The following is a 26,183-nucleotide window of genomic DNA, read 5'->3' as shown; positions in this document are numbered from 1 at the left end:
TTACTCCAACACTTTCTCTTCAAAGAGGCGAAACTCGAAAGGCTCGCCTCCTTCTGCATTTTCATCGTCTGCGATGAGCTCACGCACTTTGGCCATGATCTCCGCTTCCGCACCTCTGACCACGCTGGCGGGGAGGCCGCCCATGACCTGCATCTGTTCCTGAATCGCATTGGCCTGGCGTTTCGGCAGGCAGCGCAATATGGCCTGGCGCAGAGATGGCGACGCCCCTTTGAAGGCTCTGGCCCACACCTCTGGCTCCACTTCCTGACAGAGTCTGACGATGGTGGCCTCTGGCTGGCGTTCCAGAATGGAGAAGCGATACATGCTGTTCTCAATTTCTTCGGCCAGTCCCTGGTCATGTTCGCGCACGGTCTCAAGCAATTTGGCGCTGTTGCCTGGGTAACGGGAAATCAGGCCCGCCGCTTGTTCGACACCGCTCACCGACGTTTGAACGCCTTGCTGGACCATGGTCAGGCACTGCTGAATGATTTTCTCCAGCTCCGCCACCATGTTCTGGTTAATTTCCCGCAGATTCGCCATGTTCAGAATCAGTCTGTCGTGCTGCGCTTGCGGCAGGTGCTTCATCACCTCGGCAGAGACGTCCTGCGGCAGCAACGCGAGGAAAGTTGCCTGCAACGGCAGCATTTCATGTTGCAGATTGGCGGCGATCAGGGTGGGGGAGATCCACTGTAACTGATGCATGGTCTCCCGAATCTGTTCTCCGTAAACGTCGTTGATCACCCCTTTGGCCAGTTCTGGCCCAAGGGCGACATCGAGCGTTCTCTCAAGAAAGCCACGGGAGGCACGAGAGATGCCGCTAAGTTCGCGATAGTCGATGAACATCCGCTGCAATGCCATGTCCAGGTGCTGATTCTTGACATGGCCGACTTCTGCCATGGCCCGGACGATATCCTGCACATGTTCCCGACTCAGGCTGCGCAGAATGTTGCCAGCCTGGTGCTCGCTCAGTGTTAACAGCAGTAGACCTGCCTGTTCGGCACTTTTGAGCGGTTGTTGCTCGTACTCTTCATTCATGGCTGGTAATCACCTGCTATTCATCCACTGTTCTAATACTTCGGCGACGCGTTTGGGGTCATGGTCCGCCAGCAGCTGCAAGTGGGCCAATTTATCCCGCAAAGGCGAATTCGTGTCAGGAAGTTCATTCAGGCGAACTTTATCAAACGCCAGATTACGGTTGTGTTTTCTGAAGTATTCGCTCTCTTCGCTTTCTCTCTTGTCGGACGTCACTTGCGTGGCAGACGCGTTATCTGCGTTATCGCTGCCATTCGCCGGGGAGCGTTGGATCAGGTGCTGCATCAACTTGCGGATCACAAAGAAGATGAGGCACAGACCGAGAATGGTGGCGACCAGATAACGGGCGTAGATCAGCAAAACCGGCTCCTGCCACCATTGGCTATCCAGCGCAGGATTGATGCCATCTTCCGAGAAAGGGAACACATTAAGGCTGAGCTGGTCGCCCCGCGCCTGATCGAAGCCCACCGCATCCAGTGCCATCTGCCGGATATTTGTCAGTTGCTCAGCGCTCCAGCCTTTTTCCGGTGACACGGTCTGATTCAGCACCACGGAGACACTGAGATTATTCAGACGCCCCTGCTGGTATTTGGTGTGGGTGATCGTGCGTCCCACATCATAGCGACGCTGCTGCTCATCTTTCTCATTAACCAGACGCTCAGCCGTGGCGGGTGGCGTTTGCGCCTGATTGCCCTGTTGCTGTGGGTCTGTGACCGGCGGACGGTTGCTCAGGGCGCCGGGGATTCCGCTCAGCTGGCCTCCCTGCGAGGCGTCTTTTTGCAGACGTTCTTCGCGTACGACAGGACTCTTGTCGAGGGATTCCCGGGTCTCTTCCACGTTGTCGAAGATCAGGTGTGCCGTGACCTGCACCTTGTAATTGTTGGCACCGAGCACGGGTTGCAGCATCTCGCTGACGCGACGTTCATAACTGCGCTCAACCTGCTTCTGATAGTCGAGTTGATGGCTGGTCAACCGGGTTCCGGAAAGTTCATCGTTGAGATCCTGTGTCAGCAAGTGACCATACTGATCGACGACAGAGATGTTTTCGGTGGTGAGATTGGAGACGCTGCCTTTGACCAGGTTCACGATAGCCAGCACTTGCCCAGGCTCCATCCGGGAGTTTGCAGCGGAAAGCTCAAGCATCACGGAGGCCGACGGTTTCTCCTCATTGCCACGCAGGAAGATCATTTTGTCCGGGATAGCCAGATGGACCCTGGCATAGTCAATCCCCTGCATGCCCATGATGGTACGCGCCAGCTCTCCCTCTAACCCACGACGGTAACGGGCATTTTCAACGAACTGACTGGTTCCCAGGGTTGACTCTTGCTCCAGTGATTCCAGCCCTACCGGCAGTTTGGCCTGTACGCCTTTTGCCGCCAGCAACATCCGCGCCTGCGATAATTTATCTTCTTCAACCAGCACCTGTCCTGTCGTATCCAACAGACGATAAGCAATGCGCTCCTGATCGAGAATGGCCATGATTTGAGCACTGTCGAAGCGCTCCTGCTGACCATAGAGGGGCCGGTAATTCCCCTGGGAAGACCAGAGAAACAGTACGACGAGTACTGCTATCAGACAGGTCAACATGCCCAATAGCATGAGCTGGGGTACTTTATTCCGTAATAGGGTGATTGCGGGCAGCGGCTTGCTGATATTGTCCCAAATCGTTTTGAATTTTTGCCTCATTCGTTACTCGCTACTTCCCCGGCCTTACAAAGGCATCTTCATGACTTCGTCATAGGCCGTCATCAGTTTGTTGCGGACCTGGGTAAGGGCCGAAAAACTGAGGCTGGCTTTCTGACTGGCGATCATCGCGCCAGTCAGGTCGTCGCTGGCACCCGTTTCGATTTGCGTCGCCAGGTTTGCTGCATTTTGCTGGTGGCTATCCACCCCATTCAGGGCCGCATGAAAGACACTCTCAAAGGACGTGTTTTGCGTGCTGTTTTGCTGTTGGGAGGCAAACAGCGGTTGCTGGGCAGCCGTTTGCATCGTCGTCATCCGCTGCATCATTGCCTGCTGTGAGTCATTAATCGTGTTCATAGTGTGGCCAAATAATAAAAAACGGGTTACGCATCATCAGTGATGATGCCTCTTTGCCGCATCTCGGCGAGTTTGTAGCGCAGAGCTCTGGGGGTAATGCCAAGGGCTTTGGCGGTCATATTCCGGTGTCCGCGGCAATGGCGTAGCGTGTCTAAAATGTGTTGGAACTCACCGTGTTTGCGGCTCTCCTGTAGGGAGGCCGAAGGGTTCAGTTCAACCTGAGTTTGTGGGGCGGCAACAATAATTTCCTGCGTAGGTGGAACAGAAGGTAAATCGAAATCAGCAGCGAGCAGCACCGTGCTGCGGCACATCACCAGCGCACGTTGTACGCGGTTCTCCAGTTCCCGAATATTGCCCGGCCAGTTGTGCGCTAATAAGGCTTTCTGCGCGCACGGGCTTAATTTAATGGCGTGAGCAAACGCCTGATCCCCGTGTTTTTGCACGAAGTGAGCGATCAATCGGTCCAGTTCTTCCCGGCGCTGGCGCAGGGGAGGAATAACGAGCGGCAAAATATCCAGACGATAGAGAAGATCCTCGCGAAAACGCCCCTGACTCACCGCTTCCCGCAGATTCTGATTGGTCGCCGTGATGAGTCGGACATTGAGTGGAATGACCTTGTTGCTTCCCAGACGTTCGACTTCCCACTCCTGCAACACGCGCAGCAGCTTAGCCTGCAGAGGGGGTGGCATCTCTGCTATCTCATCCAGAAAGAGGGTGCCGTTGTTGGCCAGTTCAAACTTACCGGCTTGTCCGGTGTAAGCGCCGGTGAACGCCCCTTTAACGTAACCAAACAGGATGGCTTCCAGCATGTTCTCGGGAATCGCGGCGCAGTTGACGGCCACAAAAGGGCCTTCTTTCCGGCTGGAGTTGGTGTGGATAAATTGGGCCAACATCTCCTTGCCCGTCCCCGTTTCGCCTCTGATGAGCACTGGCGCTTCGGCCAGAGCAACCCGATGCGCCATCGTCAACAGACGGCGGGAGGCCGGTGAACTCATGATCATGCCACGGGTCTGCAGCGAGTTTGCATTGAGCAGGCTGGTTATCTGTTGATTCAGTTGCTGGAGACTAAAGGGATAGAGCAAATAATCACTGACGCCGTTGCCCAAGGCCGTGCTGGCCCATTCGGCTTGATCCATAGGGCTAATCAACAGGATAGGTAACGTATGCAACTGGCGAATATAGCTAAGGGCCTGCACCTGAGACAGACCCCGGCCCAGAATGACCAGGCTAGGAATAGTGGCGCTTAGAGAGGCTATATCCAGCAAACCTGGCTGCCAGACTACGCGACGAGCATATTCTTCACTGAGATGAGTGAGAATTTCGTCTGCGCACACTTTATCTGATTCAAGCAGCAAGATCATTGAACGAATAAATACCTGTAATGAGCGAATAAAAACGTGAGTGACGAGACGGGATCACAATAAAATTTACGAGAAATTAAAGCAGAGTTAACTTAACTGAAGCTGTACATACGAGAGACATGATGCCCAGCCGAAGAACTTACCTGAGCATATCTACGGCAGGGGGCTATTTTTGAGCAATATTCATAAAGGATAAACAGTTTCAGGGAGTCAGTTGTGCTGTTTCGCAACTCACGCAAGCACGCAATTCAGGGGAGGGGGCGACAGAAACAGGCGAGAATCCTCTGTCGCAGTGACGGGCGTCATCAGATTGCGGGTTGGTAGAAATCTTCTTGCGTGTTGAGCAGTTTACGGATCAACAGTTGTTGATTCGCCAGCAGTCGGCCATTGTGGTCATTGAGTTTTTTGCAGCGAACGACGCTGGTTTCCAGGGTTTGCCACTGATCTACCAACTTATCTGAAATCGCCGCAGGCAATTTGTTGGCCAGCCGTTGCAGATCGCGGGTGCTGGCCTGTAATCCGAAAGCGTGCAGCAGTTTCACACGCCGTTCAGCCCGGCTACGCAGGGTATCCAACAGCTGCACCTGTTGTTCATTGTTCTGATGGATAGCCGGATTATTACGGCGAATCAGGTTGCTGTGCTGCTCCTTGAGCAACAGTTCCATCTGCTGCCAGGAGACGACATCCTGATTGATGTCCACAATCAACTGGCGGAGGCGCTCGGTTGCGTTGCTCACGTCAACTTATCTCCCACTTTGATAGAAGTTCATCATTGCGTCTGCGAGGGCATCGTTGCTCACGGCGAACTTATCGCTGTTGAGCTGCTCCATGACGCCAGCCACTTTGGCATGATCAATATCGGGAAACTGGCGTAGCTCATCGGCAAGCGCCCGGGCCAGTGCTGCGGACACCGGGGCATTCACCGGCACCTCGGCAGGACACTCCGTTGGCGGCAGGGTGAACGGCGCGTCATTTGATCCCTTTGTTCCGAGCTTTTGGTCTTTCGCGACGTTTGTCGGCGCGTTGACCTGCTGAGGAACGTTCTTTTCACTTGCCGCGATTTCCGACGCTACCTGCGTTTGTTTAGCGTAGGCATTCTGAAGTGAGTTCTCGGGAAAGCTCCCGTTTGGTGATGTAATGTTCATAATCAAGCCACTCTGAACAAGCTGACGAAACGGTATGCTGGTTGGCCTCGACAGAACCAACATAGCACTCTGGTTAAGACAGATAAGCGACCGTTTTACGGCCAGACTTTAGCCATGATCGCATTTTTTACGAAAAATATTCAATGTCTCATTCGCCATGACGTGGGGCTGGGTCAGACAGCACGTGGAGCAATTCATATTCCAGCCAGTCGGCAAGACCCAGCCAGTCTTCGCGTTCCTGACAGGCCAGGATCGCTGACATTATCTGCGGTAACTGGCGCTGCGCCGTTGGCGAAAGCGAAGGGAGAAGAGGAAGTAACGATTTCATCAGGGGCGGAAGCGCCATTGCCGCATCCAGAGACATCCCCAGGCGGAACTGCTGCGCAAGATGCGTGAGCTGTGAGGCGATCGTCATGAGGTGAACTCCGGATGATAACGGCAATCCGCAATCCTGGCGCCTTCCCGACTGCCGTTCCAGAAGCAAACCCCGGGATGCGCGGCAATATAGCGTTCAAGCTGAATACGATAGCCGGTAAAGCTGATGTTGGTACGGATGCGCTGATCATGCCCATTCAGCACCCAGTGTTTTGCCTGTTCAATAGTGGTATTCAGAGCGCCGACTGCCCAGCCCGTATGGGTTTCTCCGCCTGGAAAGGCAAAGTCTGCACCGAGCAGGATAACGTCCAGACAGCCCATCTGCACTGCGAGATCGACGGCGGGATGAATGACGCTTCCTCCCGAATAGAGCAGCGCCTTTGGCAGCGCTTTACGCAGCGGTTGATAAAGGGGGCTGCTGGAATAGGCGGCCAGGCGTTTTCCGCGCCAGGCCGTCAACGTTCCGGTGGGCAGCAGCGGGAAGTACACCAGCCCGCAGTCAGCGGGCGGAAGTTTCTCTTCATCAATCAGGTGGTCGATGGAGACCACCCAGTCCGGTTGGATGCCGTGTGCAAACAGGGCGCGGCAGGCGGTGTCGACGGCAATCAGCAGCGGTCGTTCCGGCAGGCATTGCAGCGCCTGTAAGCGGGGCAGATGTGACTTCAGGGTGGGGCCTGCCCCGATAACGAACGCCTGGCGACCCGGCGCGCTGGCGAAGAGCGAGGCCGCATCACCGTCTCGCTTGAGCAGGTGACGGTTGTCGGCAAGCCGTTGCCGCAGCGCAGGGAGATGTTGCTCGTAACGACGATTAGTATGGGGAAGTGTAATTTCCCTGATCAGGCGGTCACGTATTCCGCTTGCCGCGTCTTCCGCCAGGCGTAGCTCGCCAGGTAAGGCAAAGAAGGGCAGGCGAATCTCGTCTTCGTCGGCGGCCAATGCAAGGCAGACTCTGGGATCCTCAAGCCAGTCTTGTTGGTCCAGCAGTGTCAGGGTCAGCAGGAACAGCGCGCGGTTCATGATGAAGACATTGAGCTGTGTCAACGTGTGACGTTGCAGCAGAATGCTCGGCAGGCAGCCAAGCCCAATGCCATAGACGTTGAGATGCGGCTTTACGGGCAGGCTATTCGCCTGCTGCTGCGCTTCGCTTATCCGGTCGTGGCGACTGGTCAGTTGGATGCCGTCGACCAGCAGGGTTCCGCAATGCCCTTCCATTATGCTTGCCGAGGACAGTGGCGGCGTCTGGCTAAGTATTGTGGCCAGCGCGGGCCAGCGGCTGGCGATGATGGCGAGATGTTGGGTCAGGCATGCGTCAGACATCGTTTATTGCTCTCTTTAAAACAGCGCTCCCCGTGGGGACTCACCCGACGAGTGGGCGTTGAGACAAGCAATAAACATGCCGTTTTATTCTTGAGGGATCACCTTCGGTGTTTCATTGACGATCAGCAACTGACCAGGACCAGAGACCGAAGCGGAAATAACCTTTCCGCTTTTTTCGTTTTTAATGCTGATGGTTTCCCCCTTCTGTCCGTCCTGCAGGGCAGTACCCTGCATGGAAATGGACATCTCACCTTCTGCCAGCGTCAGACTTACCTTGTCGCCTTTGCGTACCAACAGCGCCGCTTCAAGCATCCGGTTACGCACGGGCTGGCCTGCCCGAAGCGATCGCTGGGGGCGACGTCCAATGGCCTGGGCCGGGTCGGTCAACACATCGTCCATCTGGGGCGTGAGCAGAACCTGGGTAACGGCCAGGTCGCTTTCCTGCAGATAGTGTTCTTGACCAGTCGCCACCCGGGCAACGACGACGGGCATCAGGACGGAGATTTGGCTGCGGGTCGTAATGACCCAGCCAGGGGAGTCCGGGCAGCGCAAACGCAGGGAGTGTCGGCCAACGGGGAACTTCACCTGAGAGTCTTCGACCCGGTATGGCTGACGACAGGGAGGAAGTTTACTGACCGCCTCCGGGATACTGATCTCGCTTTGCCACTGGTAATCACGCCAGTTGACGCGCTGTGCATGCTGGGTAAAGCGCTGTTGCCAGTAATCGCGAACAAATTGCTTCAGGGCATTGGGATCGACACCGGGCGTCGGCGCGGTCTTCCGGGCGGTCGAATCGACAGGCGCGGGGTGTGCTGGCAATGCTGTCGAAGCAAGGCTCTTCCCTCCGATCAGCAATAACGCACCGGCGAGAAAAAGTCCCGTCAGCCGTGGGGAAAATTGTGCAACCCGACGATGGATGCGACAAAAATTAAATGTTGGCCCGATTATTGCTAAGTGCGTATGTCGTTTCATCTCTACTGAACTGTAAGGAGGAGGATGGATGGGAATTAGCTTCGAAAAAGCGCTTGGCATTCATCCCGAGGCGCTCGATTTTCGCGTCGAGCGTAGCAGGGTCCTGGCCAGTAATCTAGCCAATGCTGATACCCCCAACTACGCGGCACGGGATCTCGAGTTTCGACTCGCCGTCCCCGAGGGACAGGGTTCCTCCCCGGATGACATCGTCGCCCCTATCCCGGCAATGAGCATGACTCAGACCGGAATGAACCTGAAATACCGCCAGCCTTATCAGGTGAGCCGTGATGGCAATACGGTAGAAGCGGGTATCGAACAGGCGAGGGTTGCCGAGAATGCGATGGATTTCCAGACCAGTCTGGAGTTCCTCAACAGCAAGTTTAACGGGCTCGCGACGGCCATCGACGGCAAATAATCATTCAACATTAAACAGATAAGACGAGACAGAAACACGCCATGTCCTTCGGAAAAATTTACGATATTGCGGGTACGGCCATCAACGCGAACAGCCTGAGGCTCAATACCATTTCGAGCAACCTGGCCAATGCCGACTCAGTCAGCGGCAGCGAAGCCGGGGCTTATCGCTCCCTGAAGCCCGTGTTTAGCACGATTTACAACGATCCCACGTTGAATGTCACCGAGCGCGCCGCCTCCGCCGGCGTCGGGGTTCAGGGAATAGTCCAGACGGATCAACCCGTACAAAAGCGTCACGAGCCGGATAATCCGCTGGCTGACGCCGAGGGCTATGTCTACTACTCCAACGTCAATGTGGTGGAGGAGATGGCCGACATGCTTGCCGCCTCGCGTAACTACGAAGCCAATGTGGAGATGCTGAATCAGGCTAAGAGCATGCAACAAAGCCTGCTGCGTCTGGGAGATAGGGTCTGATGAATCTGGCGGGTTTCAACCCTGTGAATACATATCCGGGTAATCGCTTGCCGGGCGCTCAGAACATGCTGTCGCAGGTCAACGGCATGGTTGCCCCCATGAGCGCGCCTGGTGCCCAGGCCGCCACAACACCGCCGACCGCCGCCGTAACGGAATCCACCCCAGAAGATCCTGAGCAACCAACGGAGGGTTCTGGCTCGGAGGAGGCGACCCAACCGCCTCAGGTGGCGAACGTCTTCGTCGACCTGATGCTGGCGCAGTTGACCTATCAGGACCCCACTAACCCCGTCGACAGTACCGAGTTCGTTACCCAGATGGCGATGTTCGCCCAGGTGACCAGCATGGAATACATGCGAATGACGATGAACGCGCTCTACGCGGTGGCAGAAAACAACCTGGTGGTCTCGACTGAGCAGTTGATCGGTAACACGGTCACGGCGCCTGATGACACCGTGACCCTCGGTCCCGATACCCTGCTGGAAGGGGAACTGGTGCTGGATAAGGATTACGACAACGTTAGCATCCGAATTTATGACGAGTTTGACGCGGAAGTCGGCACCGTCACGTTGGGGCCACAGACGGCTGGCGAGAAAGCATTTGTGCTGGATGGCAACGTTCTGGGCCTGCCCGAAGGTGAGTACCGTATCGAAGCCGAGACGGTGATCGGCGATGAAATTAGCACTACACCGACCTATTTCAGTGGCGTCGTGAACTCCGTGACCCTCAAGGGTCAGGAAGGCTTAATGCTGGATGTTGAGGGTGTCGGCATGGTGCCGTTGTTTGATATTTCGAAGATTAGCGCTCCTCCCACGCAAGGTGGAGACGAAACGACAGAGGGTAAAAGACTATGAGTTATGCAATCTCGGTAAGCGGTCTGAATGCCGCCAGCCAGAGCCTGAACACCATCAGCATGGATATCGCCAACGCCGCAACCGTGGGGTACATGGAATCCACCACCACCTTCTCGGCACTTTACGCGGGCGGTCAGGCTGCGGGGGTATCGTCGGGCTATACCACCCAAAACTTTTCCGCACTGGGGACCACGACCTTCACCGGGCGCGACCTCGACATGGCGATTACCGGGGATGGATTCTTCATCACCCAGGGGAGCGACGGTCAGGTCTATTACACCCGCGCGGGTAACTTCCATCAGGATGAAGACGGCTACATCGTCGACAGCAACGGCAACCGGGTACAGGGCTACCCGGTTGATGAAAACGGCAACGTGATGACCGGTCAGTTGGACGATCTGCAGCTGGATAACGGCTCAATGCCTCCCCAGTCAACCAGCGACGTGGATCTGGGAATGAACCTCGATCAGAACGCAGAGATTATTGACCGCACAACCACGACTTTTGATCCATCTGACCCAAACAGCTATCACAGCACTAACTCGACTGTGGTCTATGACTCTATGGGCAACCAGCACACCGTTTCCCAGTACTACACCAAAACGGCGGATGGTTCCTGGGAAGTACAGGTTTATATGGATGGTCAGCCTGCAAACGGTTATTGCACCCCTCCGGGTCCGCAGACTTTGCAGTTTGACACTGACGGCAACTTAGTTTCCGGCGGCAATTTTACCCTGGACATTCCGCTAAATGATCCTCTGCTTCAGGGCGCTGGCGCCATGAGCATTGAGGTTGATCTGACCCAAACCACTCAGTATGCGGTGCCGTTCAGTAACCAATTGAACTCCTCTAACGGTTATCCGTCGGGCGAGCAGACCGGTGTGACGGTCGATGAGTACGGCAATATTTATGCGACCTACTCTAACGGTGAAACGATGCTGCAGGGGCAAATCGTGCTGGCGACGTTCCCGAATCCTGAAGCGCTCGCCGTGGCAGACAATACCAGTTGGACCCAGACCTCGACCTCCGGTATGCCGCTGTACGGCACGCCAGGCACGGGCGTATACGGTGGCATTGAGTCCCAGTCGTTGCAGAACTCCTCCACCAACGTCACGGGTGAAATGGTCTACATGATGGAAGTGCAGCGTAACTATCAGGCTAACACCAAGGCCATCGCGGTACAGAGCCAGCTTGATCAAGTGCTGATGCAGGCCATCTGATGGATAAGCTGATCTACACCGCCATGAGCGGGGCGAATCGCAGCATGCTCTCTCAGCAGGTGCACGCCAATAACCTTGCCAACGTCAATACCACCGGGTTTCGCGCCGATTATGAGCGGGCCCACAGCTACGCCGTGGGCGGCGACGGCTTTTCCACTCGCCATATCGCGGTTCCGATGGGGGTGGGGAGCAAGTTTTCACCCGGGGTGCTTGAGCACACGGGCAATGAACTGGATGTCGGCATTCGTGGTGAGGGACTGCTGGCCGTGCAGGTCAATGGTCAGGAGCGCTACACCCGGGCTGGCAGCATGCATATCGATGAGCAGGGCATCCTGATGCTGGGGCAATTCCCGGTACTCGATATGGATGGCCAGCAAATTGAGATCCCCGATTACCGGTCGATCAGCATCACCGAGCAGGGACGGGTCAGCGTGGTTCCCGATTCCGGGGGCGAAGTGTTGCTGGAAGTGGCGACGCTCAAACGCGTGAAGCCGGAAGTGACGAATCTGGTCAAGGACACGGAAGGGTTCTTCCGTCCCCGGACTGCCGCCGCCGTCCTGCCTGCGGATGATACGGTGGCGGTCGCGAGCGGTTTCCTCGAGGCCAGTAACGTCAATCCGGTTGAAGAGATGGTCGCCATCCTCACCACCAGTCGGCAGTTTGAACTGCAGGTGAAGATGATGAAAACCGCAGAAGAGCTCAGCCAGGCGTCGACCCGTCTCATCAGACCCGCCTGATAACTAATTAAGTGAGAAAGTAATGCAAGGTACTCTTTTTGTCAGTCAAACAGGTCTGACGGCCCAGGACGCCAAAATGACGGCGATTTCCAACAACCTGGCCAACGTGAACACCATCGCCTTTAAGAAGGATCGAATGGTATTCAACGATCTCTTCTATCAGAAGCAGTTCCAGGCGGGCGCGCAGATGGATTCTCAGAACCAGCGTCCGAACGGTTTGCAGATTGGTACCGGTGTTCAGGTCATCGGCACCCAAAAGATGTTTTTGCAGGGGACGGCCCTCACCACAGGGGCGGAAACCGATGCGTCCATTATCGGCAAGGGTTTCTTTCAGATAGAGATGCCGGACGGCACCACGGCTTACTCGCGTGATGGTCAGTTCCATATCAACAGCGATGGCATGTTGGTGAATGCCTCTGGCTTGCCCCTGATTCCACAGATCACGATCCCTGAGAATGCGACGGGGATCAGTATCGGCACCGACGGGACCGTGTCAGCAGTTGTTGCGGGTTCTGCCGAGCCGGAAGAGTTGGGGAACATTATGCTGGCCAGTTTCATCAACCCAGGCGGACTGGAGCCTATCGGTGGGAACCTCTACATCGAGACTCAGGGCTCGGGCGCGCCCAACGAAGGTGTTCCGGGCGAAGATTATTTTGGGATCATCAAGCAGGGGACGCTGGAAGGCGCCAACGTTAACGTGGCGCAGGAAATGGTCGACATGATCGCCACTCAGCGAGCCTATGAGATGAATGCCAAGGTGATGACAGCCGCCGATGAGATGCTGCAAACCCTCAACCGGATGCTGTAAGGAATAACATGAGCAATTGGCCAAAATGGTGCGCCGTGGTGATGATGGGGCTGTTGATACAGGGGTGCACTATGCCCTCCCTTGACTCGAAAAAACAGGTGGAAGAGGAGAATTATGCGCCTCCTCAACTGACGCCTCAACCGGTCACTTATGCGAGCCAGGGCACCCTGTACAACCGTAGCTACGTGATGACGCTGTTTCAGGACAGGCGCGCCTACCGGGTCGGCGATATGCTGACGGTCACCCTGGATGAAAAAACATCGTCCAGCAAGCAGGCCGACACCAGTTATGGCAAAAACAGCGATGTCTCTGTGGGGGCCGATGCGAGCAGCAGTTCGTTTAGCCCTAAAAATTTCAAGGGGAGTATCAACGCGAATCGCGACTTCGATGGCAGCGCGCAGAGTTCCCAGAAGAACTCGTTGCAGGGTGCAATCACCGTGGTCGTTGCCAGCGTATTACCTAACGGCAATCTGCATGTGCGGGGCGAGAAGTGGCTCAAGCTTAATCAGGGCGATGAGTATATCCGTCTGAGTGGCCTGGTGCGCGTTGAGGACATCGATGGCCTGAACCGTGTCTCCTCCCAGCGTCTGGCGGATGCCCGTATCAGCTATTCCGGTGAGGGCACCATGTCCGACAGCAACAATCCGGGTTGGCTGACCAAGTTTTTCTATAGTCCTTTGAGTCCATTCTGAAAATGAGACAGAGCATACGCATAGTGTTGTTATGTTGGCTGGCCCTGTTGCCCACGTTTGCGCAGACCAAATCCACACCGCTGCTTAATCTGGTTGAAATCGGCGGGGAGCGGAAAAACCAGCTGGTGGGTTACGGGCTGGTCGTCGGCCTGGACGGTTCAGGAGATCGCAACCAGGTGACCTTCACGGCGCAATCCATGAGCAACATGCTGCGCCAGTTTGGGATCCAGGAAGAGGACCAGGCCAAAACAAAAAACGTCGCGGCGGTGTCGATCCATGCTGAGATCAGCAATGTGACCTCGCCCGGTCAGGTCATCGACATCACCGTCTCCTCGGTGGGGGATGCCAAGAGCCTGCGGGGAGGCACGCTGCTGCTGACCCCCCTCTACGGTGTGGACGGTGAAGTCTACGCCTTCGCGCAGGGCAACCTGGTCGTTGGGGGCGCCTCTGCAGAAGGCAGCGATGGCTCCAGCGTCACGGTGAATGTGCCGACCGTCGGCAGGGTTCCAGGTGGTGCGGTGGTGGAAAAAGCAGTGCCTACCAGCCCAACCGGAAATGCTTATGTCAGCCTGAACCTGAAGACGCCGAGCTTCAATCTGGCCCGCAATATCGAAGGGGCCATCACCGCCCGGTTTGGTGGTGGGATTGCCTCGGCCTACAACGCCGGTTCGGTGCGGGTCAAGGCGCCGAGCGACCCCAGTGCCCGGGTGAGTTTCCTGGCGATGCTGGAAGAAATTCAGGTTAAGGAAGGGCGCCAGCGCCCCCGCATTGTCCTGAACAGTCGGACCGGTACCGTGGTGATGAGCGATACCGTCTATGTGAAAAAGGCGGCGGTCACGCATGGCAATCTGACGGTGGCGATAAGTGAAGATACCCGGGTCAGTCAACCGAATGCGCTGGCAGGGGGAACGACGGAGAAGGTGCGCCGCTCAACGGTGAACATGACCGAAGGACAATCACGGATAACCGTGATGCCCGAAGGGACGTCGCTGGACAAGATTGTCAAATCGTTGAATGAACTGGGTGCCACCGCCAGCGATTTGATGTCCATATTGCAAGCGCTTGATAAAGCTGGCGCGTTAGATGCTGACCTTATCGTCATATAACAAGGTGAATAACATGAAGTCTATCGAGCAATCCGAGAAAGCCTACTACGACCTGCAATCCCTCAACCAGATTAAGCAGGAGAATCCGCAGGAGGCTCTGGAGCAGGCGGCTTCCTTGTTTGAGACGCATTTTCTTAAGACGGTACTCAAGCATATGCGCGATGCCACCGATGCCCTGGCGGCAGAGGATTCGCCGTTTTCAAGCGACACCCAGCGTTTTTATCGTGAACTGGGTGATGAACAACTCGCTCAGCAACTGGGTGCCCAGGGGCAGTTTGGTCTGGCTGAAATGCTCGTCAGGCAGTTCAGCCAGACCCAGCAGCAGGGCGAACTGACGACGGCATTTAAGTCGGCAGAGAATAATGTCGCCCTTAAAGGGGAAGAGGACGCATCGGGCAGAGTGGTAGAAGAAGGTTTGAATGACTATGCCAGCGTGCCTCTCATGGATGCCAGTCAGGACCATCCCTTTATTAACCGAGTGGGTAGCGAGAGTAAAACATCATGAGCAACATGACGCAGATCGGGATGTCCGGCTTGCAGGCATCCCAGGCCTGGCTGAACGTCACTGCCGGTAATATCGCCAATGCCAGTACACCGGGCTACAGCCGGCATACCCTGGCGCTGACCTCCAATGCCGACGGTACAGTGAGTATCGATGGCGTACAGCGGATCTCCGATCAGTATCTGGTGGCGCAGGCCTGGGATGCCGGTACTGAAGTGGGTTACAGCGGCGCTTATGCGGGCTATATGCTGGCCCTGGAGAACACCTTCGCGACCGACGGTGGAAATCTGGGGATGGGATTAGACGGCTATTTCGCCGCGCTCAGCGCCTGTATGGCGGACCCCGGTAACACGGCCCTGCGCGAGGATGTACTGAATACGTCCCGCGAGCTGTGCAACCAGATGCACAACATTAACGGCAACCTGGAAAACCAGCTCGAACAGGTTAACAAGTCGATGCAGTCGATGGTGAAGGAAGTTAACTCGCTCACCCAACAGATTGCCGATTTAAACATGCAGATTCAGGAGGGGATGGCATCGGGACAGGATGTCAGTGCCTTACAGGATAAGCGCGATGTCGCGGTGCTGCAGCTCTCCGAAATGCTCGATATCAGCGTGATTGACTGTGGTGACGGTACCATCCAGGTCACATTGCCCCAGGGACAGCCGCTGGTCAGTCAGGGAGAGGCCGCGACCCTCGGTTTTACCTCCGGCACTCAGCCTTCCGATGGAAAGCTGGAGCTGCGTTTTGGTGAAGATGTCTATTATCTCAATCCGGACATCGGCGGCGCGCTGGGCGCGACCTACGAGTACTATCAGGAAGAGTTGATTCCCGCGCAGGCTTATGTCGACGAATTTGCTCAAGAGTTTGCGGACGCCATCAATAGCTGGCAAGTGGTCGGCTACGATCTCAACGGCAATCCGGGTAAACCGATGTTCACTTATGATCCGGCGGATCCGGCAGGCACCATCGCTCTGGCCGAGGGATTTACCAATGCGGATCTGGCCTTTGCCTCTTCGCCGACCAGCGGTGCCGGTGACAACAGCAACCTGCAAAACATGCTTAACGTACAGAGTCAGGCCTTTGTGTTTGACTCACTCGGGGGAGGTTCTTACACCTTCAACGACAGCTATAACGCGGTCTACAGTCATGTCGCCAGCGCCGCGTCCAGTGCGCGTGAAGCCTACGAGATGGCGCTGACCACCATGGAGCAAGCCTATTATTCCTGGTCATCGGTCAGCGGGGTCAGTATGGATGAGGAGGCGATGAACCTGATGACGTATCAGCAGAACTATGTCGCCAATGCCCAGGTGATAGCCACCAGCGATGAGTTATTTTCCACTATTCTGAACATGTTCTAATGGCGTCTTCTCCGGCCTGACGGCGGGGGAAGCGTAGAACTCTCTTGTGAGAAACTCCTATGCGTGTCAGTACCAACATGATGAACACGACCATGTACAGTGCGATGGTCAAATCAAATGTCAGTTACTATGAGACAGCGGCGAAGATGGCCACCGGCAACCGCATGCTGCGCCCTTCTGATGATCCTCTGGCGGCACGCGCCATTCAGGATCTGCGCCACAGTGAAAACCAGATCAACACCTATATGGACAACCTCAATAATCTTGAGTCCATTTTCATGTCGGCCGACAGCTATCTGACCCAGATGAACTCTATCTGCGATCGGGTCACGGAGATAGCGATCAATATTGGTTCTGGTACGGCCTCGCCGGAAGAACTGGAGGCGTATGCTGCCGAACTGGAAGAGCTCAACGAGGCGCTGGCGATGCAGTTCAATGGCACCTCGCCGACCGGTTTCTATATGTTTGGCGGTAATGTGACCGATCAACCCCCTCTGGTTGAAGAGACCGATCCGGTGACCGGTGAAACCACCTGGGTCTATAAGGGCGATAACGGCACGCGTCCGGTGCCTGTGGGTGAAGGTACCAGTATCGACGCGGCCTTCAGCCCGTTTGATCAGCTTTTCGGCAGCGGTAATGACATCTTCAACACCATTGACGATACGGTAGAGGTGCTGCGCGATCCTAACGCCACTCCGGAGCAGGTTGCCCAGGCGTCTGATGACCTGCTGACTGCCGTCGGTGATTTTCAGGATGCGATTAACATGCAGCTTGCCGAGCTGGGGGGACGCATGAACATGGTCGACGACATGCAGCTCTCTCACACCGATGTTTTAATGTTCAACCAACAGTTACAGGGGCAGTTTGGCGACCTGGATTACGCAAAGGCAGCGATGGACCTCACCGAATCGATGGTCGCCCTGCAGGCGGTACAGAAAACCTATCTGGATATGTCTCAGATGAATTTATTCCAGATGATGTAATGCATGAAGGTTGCTAATACTACCCCACGCACCGGTCAGCTTGACGGGCTTCAGAGGCGCCGTTTTACGACGCCTCTGGGCTCCCCTGTAACAGAATCACGAAAAGGCCCGGAGCTGGAGCAACTGCCTGCTCCGCTATTACGCCCTCTGCCGGGACGCTATGATTTACACCGTTTTTGGGCGCAGGTGGGGTCTCTCCAGCAGCAGGCGACGGCGGTGCAGATAACCCTGCGCGCGCTGTTGCTGGTCAGACAGGGGTTGCGCGATATGTTGCAGCTCTTCGCCGCCATCAGAGAAGCAGGCTCCTTCAAGGGCTGGACGAACCAGTTGCAGGAGCAGAAGCGGTTAGTGGCCCGGATCCCGTTCCAGACTCACTATCGCGGCTTGCGTCTGTTGACGCAGGGGATTCGTCCGGCACTACTCGGTTATCAGGATATCCGGGAGTTTTCCATTCCAGGCCTGAACCTGCTGACGCCTGCGGGGCGTGATGAGCACCTTGAGCTGATATTACTGGGTGGGCGCCCGGTGCGTGCCGGCCTTAGCATTAAGGGAGATTCGTTGCTGGATGTCCGCATCCGCCAGATTGGCCGCGCATTTGCGCGACTGGGTATCCGCTCGCGACCCGGTGAAGAGGGTGGTCTGGTGTTTAGCGTGCCGATTGAGCAGTGGAAGGCGGTCAACGGACAGCTCTACGTTCGGGGTGGGGGCGTCCGTATTCCAACGGGGGAGCCGATTAAATTGCAACTGGAACCCGATATCTCCTGGCGAGAAATCGGCCTCTGGAAGTTAGGCAATGAAGAGGATCTCACCCTGGCCCAGGGGCGAATCGGTCGTCTGGGCCGTGAGATAGAGTCGCACTTCTTCCTGTTGCAGCAGATGCAGAGTCAATGGATGGGGCAATTGCAGGCACAGCCCAACGATTTGGGAACGGATGAACTTGATGCCCTGATGAGCCATGTGACGTCCTGCTTTGATAAGGAGTCATCCCATCCGCTGGTGCTGTTCACGACCCAGGCCAATGTCCAGCGGGGAACCGTACAGAACATTCTGGCTGTCGGCGAGCGCTGGCGAGAAGAACCCTGACTTTCAGGGATTTCCGTTTGGCTGTTTAAAGGGGCACTAATCGCACGATAGGCCAGGTGTGGGAAGAGTCCAACTGAAGTGTTTCCGTAACGCCGGGAGAACCCGCTGGGATGCGGGTTCAGGGTACATTTTTATCCGCTGCGCATAACCCGGTTTTCACTGTTTAACCTGTGGTGTGGCTGGCGCAGAAGAGGGAGTCCCGGAGGAAATCGGGGCCGCGCTGTTTCTGAACATCTTCTTCAGCTCTTTTTCCCCTTTTTCGGTCAGGATCAATATCTCAATGCGGCGGTTGACCGGATCTAACGGATCTTTGTCCTGGATAGGCATGGTATCGGCATAGCCCGCCAGTTGGATCACTTGCTCCGGTTTCATACCGTTTTGTGCCAGTACGTGACGTGCCGTGATCGCGCGCTCTGTGGACAGTTCCCAGTTGGAATAAAAGGCATTGTTGAGCGGCGTGGCATCGGAGTGACCCGTGATCATCACCCGGTTGTTGATCTTCGCGAAGACCGGCGCGAGAGAGCGCAATATCTTGACAAAATAGCCGCTAAGTTCCCGGCTGCCGCTGGCGAACAGTGGCTTTTTGGCCTGATCCTGAAAACGGACCCTCACCCCTTGCTCAACCACTTCGATAACGACGCTGTCGCTGACTTTCATCGCCTGGATCGTGCTGGACAGATCTTCAGCCAACTGGCCAAGCTGCGCCTGAGATTCGTACCAGGACGCTTGTCTGGCGAGAGCCTCCTTAATCTTGTTCTCGTTTGCCTTCTCTGGCGTCTCTTCTTCCTCTTCCGTCGAGGGCAATGATGAGGTCACGGTCTCCTCCAGCACAGAGTTACCGCCAGCCCCCTCCAGCAACGCAGAGGCGCCGTCCAGTTCCACTATCTTGTTGCTGGCCACGGCTTCCGCCATCTGCTTGCGCTCTTTTTCCGTCGTCGCCCCCATGATCCAGAGCACCAGGAACAGCGCCATCATGGAGATGGCGAAGTCGGCAAATGCGACCTTCCAGGCCCCGGTATGCTGACCACTGCTCACTTTGGTCACCCGTTTGATGATGACCGACCCTTTGCGTCTCTTATCGGAATCGCTTTTTTCGGTCATTGCGCCTTGGCCTCTTCAATCCAGCTTTCCATGACGGCGAAGGTGGGTTTGTATTTTTCTGGGATCATGCGGCGACCGGCGTCAATGGACATCAACGGGGATTTACCGGCAGCAAAGTTGATCAGGACCTCGCGGCAGGCGTAGAGCAGCGTCATATCGCGCTCGACAGTCGCTTTCATGGCTTCAGACAGCGGGCTGAGTACGCCGTAGCACATGAAGATACCGAAGAAGGTGCCGATCAGCGCGCCCGCAACTTTGAGACCGACAATGACAATACCGGCATCAATGTTGCCCATGGTGATCACAATCCCCAGTACCGCCGCCAGGATACCAAAGCCCGGCATGGCTTCGGCAATCGTGCCGACGGCCTGAGAGGCGGAGAGCCGTTTTTCGGCGATTGCGCCGATCTCTTTGTCGAGGATGGCTTCCAGCTCATATCCTTCTATTCTGCCCATTGAGAGCAGTCGCAGGTTGTCGGTGAGAAAAGTCACCAACTGGATCTCATCGAGAATCAGCGGATATTTGGCGAAGAGCGTACTTTCCTGCGGGTTCTCAATGTGTTCGTCCAGGTACTTAAGCCCCTGGCGCTTGGTGTTTTCCAGCACCTCCATAGTCAGCAGGATAAACTGTTGATACAGGTCGCCATCATCATGTTTCACGAAGGCGCGCTTGCATTGGGTGCAGATGCTTTTCAGCACTTCCTTGTCGTTGGCCAGCAGCATAGCGCCCCCAGCCGCCCCCAGAATGATAATGTATTCGGCGGGCTGCCAGAGCATGCGGATCGCGCCACCCGCAAAGATATAACCACCGATGACGGCGATCAGCACCACGAGGATGCCTACAATTTTTAACATCAGTACGACTCCATTTCATTTTGTAATACCGCCTGCAGACGCGAGATAGCCTGCTTATGCAACTGGCACACGCGGGCCTCGGTTCTTTGCATGACGACGGCAATTTCTTTCATGTTCAGCTCATGCTGATAGTAGAGGCTCAGCACCAGTCGATCGGGCTCAGGCAGTTGCCCAAGGGCCTGTGCCAGCCAACGTTGCCTCTCCATGGGTTCTGTGGTGTCACTGCCAGCGGGATGGCAATGCTCACCCTGTTCAAGCAGCGTCTCCAGACTCTGCAAGGCATTCGCGTGGGACTCCTGTTCCAGCGTTCGCAATTCGTCAAGGGTGATACCCATCTCTGCGGCCAGTTCATCCGGTTTGGGAGAGCGGCCGAGCTGTTGGGTCAGCAGGCGGGTCGCATCATTGAGACGATGGGCTTCCTGGCGAGCGCCGCGCGAACGCCAGTCGAGTCTTCTTAGCTCATCGAGGATGGAGCCTCTGATTTTCTGTTTGCAATAGCTGATAAATCCGGCATCCAGTTGTCCTGGATAGCGGCGCAGCGCGTCCAGCAGCGCCATTAACCCAAGCTGGATCATGTCTTCTCGTCCCATAATGGGACCCGCATGGCTGTGCAATTGGTTGACGAGCTTGTGGACGAGCGGGAGATACTGCCGAAGCAGATCGCTTTCAATATGTTTGCGCTCCTGGAACTGTTCGAAGAGCGCGGAATCGTGGGTGGCAAACATCGACATCACGGCCACCTGTTATTGCAAGACCATCTTACTGAGTTTCACATCCACCAGTTCGAGGTTGATCTTGTACCTGGCCAGCGCCACCACGAACGCACTCTGAAGTTCCTTTTGCAGCGTGTTGAAATTTTTCATTTCTCTGAGCTGGTCGAATGTCTTGTCGGAGAACGTCTCGACGATGATATTGCGCAGCAGAGGATCCAGTTTTTTCAGGGTCGCGACGGTTTTGGGGTCGAAGCTGGTCAGCACAACATCAAGCTGGGCGTGATGCAGCCGGGGTTGACCTGCCTCCGGCAGGGTTAGCAGTACCTTTTCGATGGTATAGAGCTGCAGTTCAGGTTGGCCTTCACTTTGGCTGGTGGCAGACGCCTCCCGCCATTTCTGTATTCCTTCCATCCCACCGAGATAGAAATAACCACCACCGCCAGCCAGCAACACCAGAAGAAGGCCGATAATAATATTTTTTGCCATGGATAACTGTCTCGTTATAAAAGGAAAAGAGGATAATCAGACATAGGTGTCCAGATGATAATCGGAGGTCGTCGCAAGCGAGCGAGCCTCGGGTTCATCGTGCCCTTCGGCGGCGAGGGCAATATGTTGATCATCGTCGCGGGTCTGCCGGTCGTCGGTTTGCTCGCCGTGCTGGCCGATTTCGACATCGACCTGGCTGTACGACTGTCCGGACAGCAGATCCTGCCGCAGCCTGTCGCTTAATTGCAGCAGTTGATCCCTGACCGCCGGGTTAGTGGCCGAAATCTGGATAAAGACTCTGTCATCCTCGGTTCGTACCTGGAGATTGAGTTTGCCCAGATCGGGCGGATCGAGTCGCAGGGTTGCCTGTTTTACCCCCAGGTGGTTCTGTACTCGCAGGCGGTCTACCAGCGGCGCCAGCATCTGCTCGGCCCACAGGGAAGGCTGTCTGTCCAGGGTCAGGGGGGAAAACTCATGACCGCCAGAGCCCGGCATCGGCCGACTCATCGTGTTTGCCGCGACGGGGAGCAACGGCTGCGTCTGGCGCAACTGGACCTGGCTTGTCAGCTCACTCAGCTGTTCGCTATTCAGCGCCATCGTACTCAGCAAAGAGAGCAACTGAGAGTCTGGTTTTGGCTGTGTCAGAAGTGCCTGCGTCTGTAGAGGGGCCAGGGGGGCGCCATTGGCGAGCTTGCCAGTCTGATGCGGCGCCTGTTTCTGGAGCTCGCCCACGGTCAGCTCTGTGCCTTGCTTCAGGCGCGCGGGATGCATCGCCTGCATACCTCGTAGCTGCGCAATCAGGGATTCGCTCTTGGGTTCTGCCGCCAGCGCCCTTTCCAGTGTGGAGACAACCTGCTGTAACTGCGCCACGACAGCGGGGTCCTGAGGAGGGCGCTGCCACATCTGGCTTACCGTTTCCATCAGCCTGGCGGGCGCATCTTTGTTCCCCTGATCATGGGCGCGGAGTGCTTCCAGCATGTCATCCAGACGGGCCAGCAGGTCCGGTTCATTCGCTGCGATTTTGCGCAGTTGTTCGATCTCCACCATCAGCTCGTCCACCGCAGGGGAACCCATGTTGTTCTCAAAGCGGAAAGGGGACCCTGGTCTTGCCTGGGACAAGGCAACGAAACTTCCGGGTGCAGGGGAAGCCTGGCTTCCGTAGGGCAAACCTGGTGTGGGTTGAATCACTGCTTTTCTCCTCCGTACAACTGAACTTCACGATAAGTGCGTTTGCCTTCCCGCAATTCACTGTCGCCGCGCAGGCGCTCGCCCAGCCATGTCTGGCGGGCTTCCAGTTGGGTGATTATCTGCCGATGACGGGCCTGCCATTCGGTCATTGGCAATTGGTTTTTAAGGGCTGGCTGATGCCCGAGACGGCGTAACAGATCGGCAAGCTGACCATCCAACTGAATTAATGCCTTCCACTCACGCTTTGCCGCCCTCGCTTCCATGGCGGCGAGCAACTGCTCGCCCAGCTCTCTGATACGGTCTATCACGTGGTACCTTCCCAACCTTCCTTGAGCGGAATAATCACCCGGCGTACCTCTTGCAGAGGCTCTGGCTGATTGCGCAGGTTGACGGTCAGAAGGCGGCGACTGCAGAAGTCGTAGAGCTGGTGCAGGGTTTCAGCCAGTTTCCCACCGTTCTGGATGTCCAGGCTGGCGTCCAGAACATGCAGGATCTCCAGGCACTTGCTGATGCTGTCGCCCTTGCGGTTGAGCTGCATGGTGGCGATATAGTTTTCGATATAATCCAGCTCGTCGAGCAGGTGATCGAGCAGGATGACGACCAGCTGCTGTGGGCTGGCGGCGGCGATACGGGCGGCCCCGGCATTCTGCCGATAGGCGATTAGCGGGTTGTCATTGTCAAACATGGCGACTCCTGCCGGGTTATTGGAACATGGCCGAGGTGGCGTTCATGATGTTGATGTACTCGACCATCTCGCTGAATTCTTTCAGGTATTGCTGGTAGACCTTATCCATACGGCGATCGAGCGCGTCCATATCGGACTGGATGCTGGCTTTTTCTTTATCCAGACTTTGCTGGGCGTTGTAGATGGTGCCGCTGGTGGAGGTGTAGTTGTAAACGAGATCGTCGATTTGCGTGGCGACGTCTTTGAACAGGGCGGCTACGTCCTCGGGGTTCTCGGTGAGCGCGGTTTGCAGCTCTTCCGTATCCAGCGTCAGCTTACCGGTGTAGGGATCGGAGGTGATGCCGTAGTTGGCCATCATCATGCCGTCCGGGCTGACGGTATAGAACGTCTGCTTGAGACTGTTCTGGATGCCGCGTGCCGAGCCGTTGGCATACAGCGCGCCTTCCGGGGTGTTCACATGGGTGGTGAACACGTCGAGCATCGCGTTGTAGCTGTCGACAAAGGCTTGTACGTCCGTGGTGATCGCTTCGGTGTCCGGTATGACATCAATCGTCAATTGACCCGGTTGGGTGACGTTGATAGTGACACCGGGGATCATGTCGCTGATGGTATTGCTCTGGGACTCGTAGCGGATACCGGTATTCTGACCGCCGTACCAGACGATGGCGTTTTGCGCCTGGCTCAGTGTTTTCTGGGTGACGGAAGGGTCGGAGAAGCTGATGGTAAACCCGTTATCAACGCCGGTATCGTCACTGGTCACTACCAGGTTGTAGTTGCCGGTATCGTCCTTCAGTACCGAGGCTGAGATCCCCAGATCATCGCCCTGGGCATTGATGGCATTAGAGAGTGACTCGACCGTAGGCGGGTTGAGAGTGCTGGTATCAATGACCAGACTTATCGGGTTGCCATCGGCATCAGTGCCATCAATCGTCAGGGTGCCGGCGGGCACATTGCCGCTGGTACCGAAGTTGAGCGACTCCTGCTGCGCCTTGGCGACCTGCTCGACATAGAGTTCATGGTGACCCGGGATGGCGCCCGCACCGGTTGATACGGTCGCACCGGAGTTCTCCGGTAATACTGACGCTTTGGTGGTATTGAAACCGTCGTTGTCCGCATAGAGCGCTTTCGCTGCCGTCTGTACGCTGGTAATGGCGGTTTCAATTTCTCCCCAGGCGGCGATCTGTGCGTCCACATCGGCCATCTGGGCCTGATAGCGCTCATCGTAAGGCGCCCGCTCAAGGGCGGTGAAGTAGCTGGCCAGATAGGAGGGGTTGATCATAGTGTGTGTATGCCTCTCAGTGAGCGCTGAACATCGTAAAAGCAAGAATCGTGCCGATTTTCATTTAACGATATGCAGACGTAGCACATTCAGGACCATCACAAAAAAATGGACTGCCGGGGCAGTCCATTTAGTGAGACGGTAAGCCGGATAATTAGCCGATCAGGTTCAGGGCCAGGCCGCTCATTGATTTGGCGTTGGCCATGACCATGGTGCCGGACTGCTGCAGCATCATCTGCTTGGACATGTTGGCCCCTTCTTCCGCGAAGTCGGCATCCATGATTCGCCCTTTCGCCACCTCCGTGTTCATCTCCACGTTCATCAGGTTGCTCTTGGTGTGTTCCAGGGAGTTGATATAAGCACCGGTGGAAGAACGGGCAGCCGAGATGGTGTCGGAGGTTGAGCTCAGGCCGCTCAGTACCGCCTGGGCGCTACCGCTGCCGGTCAGGGTCATGGTACCCATGCTGCCGATTGCAGTACGCATGTCGGTAATTTCTGTGGAAACATCAACGCTGATGGAGTCTGCAGAGCCGTTACGGCCAATCTGTACGTTGATAGAACCGGCAGCCAGCTTATCGAACAGGTTGTTGCCCGCGTACTGGGTGTCGGTAACGATACGGTTCGCTTCATCAGCCAGTTTCTGGAACTCGGAGTCCATAGCTTCGAGGTCGGCGGTGGAGTTCGTGCCGTTCGATGCCTGGGTTGCCAGTTCGGTCATACGGTCGGTGATGCTGGTCAGTTCGGCCATCGCCTGGTCAGCGGTTTGCAGCATGTCCTGGGTCTTTTCAATGTTACCGATACCGGCGTTCATACCGACCATATCGGTGTTCATGCGGTTGGCGATGGTCAGGCCTGCGGCGTCATCCTTGGCGCTGTTGATGCGGTAACCCGTACCCAGACGCTCCATGGAGGTGTTCAGGGATTCGGTGGACTTGGCCAGGGAGTTCTGAGCCACCAGGGAGGCGTAGTTAGTTTGAATAGAAATAGCCATGACAATATTCCTTATAAAGTGCTAGCTGAAACGTAATACGACATTACGCATATCGAAGAAGGTCCCGGCTGGCCGGGCTACCTGTCCATCTAGTGAAAAAACGGCAGGTTGGGGCAGTAACTTAAATGACGATCGATTTTTTTATTTGGGTAGGTCGATAACGACGAAAAAGAGGGGAGATGGAGTAAGGCTGATTAGTTCAGCACTGGCAAACTAAAAAGCCATGTGGCATTTACCCGGAACGGACAACATGCTGATTTTGCGAAGGGTTCCGTTCACCTTATGTCTACTGCTTTTCTGAAACCACCCTACCCGTGAACGTGCAAGGGAGGCTCGCCGCCGCCTCCCTTGCAACCCTGGCTCCCGGCGGGAAAATCGTCGCTTCGCGATATATTCGCCTTATTCCGTCTGCC

Annotated in this window: 30 protein-coding genes; 12 read left to right on the top strand and 18 right to left on the bottom strand. The window is 56.0% G+C overall.

The window, feature by feature from the left end; genetic code table 11:
• The 9 genes from AC07NP_RS16210 to flgA form a co-directional block, all read right to left on the bottom strand.
• Positions 1-1,035, bottom strand: coding sequence for a FliG C-terminal domain-containing protein (locus AC07NP_RS16210; RefSeq protein WP_494661067.1), 1,035 nt, complete (start codon positions 1,033-1,035; stop codon positions 1-3).
• Between the two features lie 9 nt (positions 1,036-1,044).
• On the bottom strand, positions 1,045-2,718 hold the full coding sequence (fliF, locus tag AC07NP_RS16205) for a flagellar basal-body MS-ring/collar protein FliF (RefSeq protein WP_203358784.1): 1,674 nt from the start codon (positions 2,716-2,718) through the stop codon (positions 1,045-1,047).
• Between the two features lie 24 nt (positions 2,719-2,742).
• On the bottom strand, positions 2,743-3,072 hold the full coding sequence (gene fliE, locus AC07NP_RS16200; protein ID WP_494661066.1) for a flagellar hook-basal body complex protein FliE: 330 nt from the start codon (positions 3,070-3,072) through the stop codon (positions 2,743-2,745).
• Between the two features lie 26 nt (positions 3,073-3,098).
• Entirely contained in the window at positions 3,099-4,433 is a 1,335-nt protein-coding gene (locus AC07NP_RS16195; protein WP_494661065.1) for a sigma 54-interacting transcriptional regulator, read from the bottom strand.
• Between the two features lie 305 nt (positions 4,434-4,738).
• Positions 4,739-5,170 carry a flagellar export chaperone FlgN gene (gene flgN / locus AC07NP_RS16190; RefSeq protein WP_494661064.1) on the bottom strand — a complete coding sequence of 144 codons (432 nt, stop codon included), beginning with the start codon at positions 5,168-5,170 and terminating at the stop codon, positions 4,739-4,741.
• Positions 5,171-5,176: 6 nt separating this feature from the next.
• Positions 5,177-5,578: a flagellar biosynthesis anti-sigma factor FlgM gene (locus tag AC07NP_RS16185; protein WP_203358782.1), complete on the bottom strand. Its 402-nt coding sequence runs from the start codon at positions 5,576-5,578 to the stop codon at positions 5,177-5,179.
• A gap of 148 nt (positions 5,579-5,726) precedes the next feature.
• On the bottom strand, positions 5,727-5,993 hold the full coding sequence (locus tag AC07NP_RS16180) for a hypothetical protein (RefSeq protein ID WP_494661063.1): 267 nt from the start codon (positions 5,991-5,993) through the stop codon (positions 5,727-5,729).
• A complete protein-coding gene (locus tag AC07NP_RS16175; protein WP_494661062.1) occupies positions 5,990-7,270 on the bottom strand; it encodes a motility associated factor glycosyltransferase family protein in 1,281 nt (426 codons plus the stop codon). The genes AC07NP_RS16180 and AC07NP_RS16175 overlap by 4 nt, the downstream gene beginning before the upstream one ends.
• An 84-nt stretch (positions 7,271-7,354) precedes the next feature.
• Entirely contained in the window at positions 7,355-8,125 is a 771-nt protein-coding gene (flgA, locus tag AC07NP_RS16170) for a flagellar basal body P-ring formation chaperone FlgA (RefSeq protein ID WP_494661061.1), read from the bottom strand.
• A 145-nt stretch (positions 8,126-8,270) separates the two neighbouring features.
• Between flgA and flgB the strand changes: the two genes are divergently transcribed.
• The 12 genes from flgB to AC07NP_RS16110 are packed head-to-tail and all read left to right on the top strand — an operon-like array spanning position 8,271 to position 18,473.
• Entirely contained in the window at positions 8,271-8,657 is a 387-nt protein-coding gene (gene flgB / locus AC07NP_RS16165; protein ID WP_203358778.1) for a flagellar basal body rod protein FlgB, read from the top strand.
• A 41-nt stretch (positions 8,658-8,698) separates the two neighbouring features.
• Positions 8,699-9,130 carry a flagellar basal body rod protein FlgC gene (gene flgC, locus AC07NP_RS16160; RefSeq protein WP_203358777.1) on the top strand — a complete coding sequence of 144 codons (432 nt, stop codon included), beginning with the start codon at positions 8,699-8,701 and terminating at the stop codon, positions 9,128-9,130.
• A gap of 23 nt (positions 9,131-9,153) precedes the next feature.
• Positions 9,154-9,981, top strand: a complete 828-nt coding sequence (locus tag AC07NP_RS16155; RefSeq protein ID WP_203358776.1) for a flagellar hook assembly protein FlgD — start codon at positions 9,154-9,156, stop codon at positions 9,979-9,981.
• Positions 9,978-11,201, top strand: coding sequence for a flagellar hook protein FlgE (gene flgE / locus AC07NP_RS16150; protein WP_494661060.1), 1,224 nt, complete (start codon positions 9,978-9,980; stop codon positions 11,199-11,201). Before AC07NP_RS16155 ends, flgE begins: the two co-directional genes overlap by 4 nt.
• A complete protein-coding gene (locus tag AC07NP_RS16145) occupies positions 11,201-11,938 on the top strand; it encodes a flagellar basal body rod protein FlgF (protein WP_494661059.1) in 738 nt (245 codons plus the stop codon). The genes flgE and AC07NP_RS16145 overlap by 1 nt, the downstream gene beginning before the upstream one ends.
• 22 nt (positions 11,939-11,960) lie before the next feature.
• On the top strand, positions 11,961-12,746 hold the full coding sequence (flgG, locus tag AC07NP_RS16140) for a flagellar basal-body rod protein FlgG (RefSeq protein ID WP_203358773.1): 786 nt from the start codon (positions 11,961-11,963) through the stop codon (positions 12,744-12,746).
• 8 nt (positions 12,747-12,754) lie between these two features.
• Positions 12,755-13,438: a flagellar basal body L-ring protein FlgH gene (flgH, locus tag AC07NP_RS16135; RefSeq protein ID WP_238929162.1), complete on the top strand. Its 684-nt coding sequence runs from the start codon at positions 12,755-12,757 to the stop codon at positions 13,436-13,438.
• 2 nt (positions 13,439-13,440) lie between these two features.
• Entirely contained in the window at positions 13,441-14,544 is a 1,104-nt protein-coding gene (locus AC07NP_RS16130; protein ID WP_203358772.1) for a flagellar basal body P-ring protein FlgI, read from the top strand.
• A 13-nt stretch (positions 14,545-14,557) separates the two neighbouring features.
• The gene (locus AC07NP_RS16125) at positions 14,558-15,049 is read left to right on the top strand and encodes a rod-binding protein (RefSeq protein WP_494661058.1); all 492 of its coding nucleotides are present in this window, start codon (positions 14,558-14,560) and stop codon (positions 15,047-15,049) included.
• Entirely contained in the window at positions 15,046-16,407 is a 1,362-nt protein-coding gene (flgK, locus tag AC07NP_RS16120; RefSeq protein WP_203358770.1) for a flagellar hook-associated protein FlgK, read from the top strand. The genes AC07NP_RS16125 and flgK overlap by 4 nt, the downstream gene beginning before the upstream one ends.
• A gap of 59 nt (positions 16,408-16,466) precedes the next feature.
• Positions 16,467-17,390 carry a flagellar hook-associated protein FlgL gene (gene flgL, locus AC07NP_RS16115; RefSeq protein ID WP_203358769.1) on the top strand — a complete coding sequence of 308 codons (924 nt, stop codon included), beginning with the start codon at positions 16,467-16,469 and terminating at the stop codon, positions 17,388-17,390.
• A 3-nt stretch (positions 17,391-17,393) separates the two neighbouring features.
• Positions 17,394-18,473: a hypothetical protein gene (locus tag AC07NP_RS16110; protein WP_494661057.1), complete on the top strand. Its 1,080-nt coding sequence runs from the start codon at positions 17,394-17,396 to the stop codon at positions 18,471-18,473.
• A 156-nt stretch (positions 18,474-18,629) separates the two neighbouring features.
• Here AC07NP_RS16110 and AC07NP_RS16105 read toward each other — a convergent pair whose 3' ends face one another.
• The 9 genes from AC07NP_RS16105 to AC07NP_RS16065 form a co-directional block, all read right to left on the bottom strand.
• Positions 18,630-19,574 carry a flagellar motor protein MotB gene (locus AC07NP_RS16105; protein ID WP_203358767.1) on the bottom strand — a complete coding sequence of 315 codons (945 nt, stop codon included), beginning with the start codon at positions 19,572-19,574 and terminating at the stop codon, positions 18,630-18,632.
• Positions 19,571-20,428 carry a flagellar motor stator protein MotA gene (motA, locus tag AC07NP_RS16100; RefSeq protein WP_494661056.1) on the bottom strand — a complete coding sequence of 286 codons (858 nt, stop codon included), beginning with the start codon at positions 20,426-20,428 and terminating at the stop codon, positions 19,571-19,573. Before motA ends, AC07NP_RS16105 begins: the two co-directional genes overlap by 4 nt.
• Complete coding sequence (locus tag AC07NP_RS16095) at positions 20,428-21,159, bottom strand: FliA/WhiG family RNA polymerase sigma factor (RefSeq protein WP_203358765.1); 732 nt, start codon at positions 21,157-21,159, stop codon at positions 20,428-20,430. The genes motA and AC07NP_RS16095 overlap by 1 nt, the downstream gene beginning before the upstream one ends.
• A 12-nt stretch (positions 21,160-21,171) precedes the next feature.
• Positions 21,172-21,627 (bottom strand): flagellar basal body-associated FliL family protein, encoded by a 456-nt coding sequence (locus AC07NP_RS16090; RefSeq protein ID WP_494661055.1) that lies wholly within the window; start codon positions 21,625-21,627, stop codon positions 21,172-21,174.
• Positions 21,628-21,663: 36 nt separating this feature from the next.
• Complete coding sequence (locus tag AC07NP_RS16085) at positions 21,664-22,815, bottom strand: flagellar hook-length control protein FliK (RefSeq protein ID WP_494661054.1); 1,152 nt, start codon at positions 22,813-22,815, stop codon at positions 21,664-21,666.
• Positions 22,812-23,123 (bottom strand): hypothetical protein, encoded by a 312-nt coding sequence (locus AC07NP_RS16080; RefSeq protein WP_203358762.1) that lies wholly within the window; start codon positions 23,121-23,123, stop codon positions 22,812-22,814. Before AC07NP_RS16080 ends, AC07NP_RS16085 begins: the two co-directional genes overlap by 4 nt.
• Positions 23,120-23,500, bottom strand: a complete 381-nt coding sequence (fliS, locus tag AC07NP_RS16075; protein ID WP_192611251.1) for a flagellar export chaperone FliS — start codon at positions 23,498-23,500, stop codon at positions 23,120-23,122. The genes AC07NP_RS16080 and fliS overlap by 4 nt, the downstream gene beginning before the upstream one ends.
• 16 nt (positions 23,501-23,516) lie before the next feature.
• The gene (gene fliD, locus AC07NP_RS16070; RefSeq protein WP_494661053.1) at positions 23,517-24,779 is read right to left on the bottom strand and encodes a flagellar filament capping protein FliD; all 1,263 of its coding nucleotides are present in this window, start codon (positions 24,777-24,779) and stop codon (positions 23,517-23,519) included.
• 154 nt (positions 24,780-24,933) lie between these two features.
• Positions 24,934-25,770 carry a flagellin N-terminal helical domain-containing protein gene (locus AC07NP_RS16065; RefSeq protein WP_203358760.1) on the bottom strand — a complete coding sequence of 279 codons (837 nt, stop codon included), beginning with the start codon at positions 25,768-25,770 and terminating at the stop codon, positions 24,934-24,936.
• Positions 25,771-26,183: the final 413 nt, after the last annotated feature.

It is taken from the genome of Citrobacter sp. GW821-FHT07H02, assembly GCF_059418505.1.
Note: the sequence above shows the minus strand (reverse complement) of the source record. Positions and strands in the feature narration are given on the sequence as shown.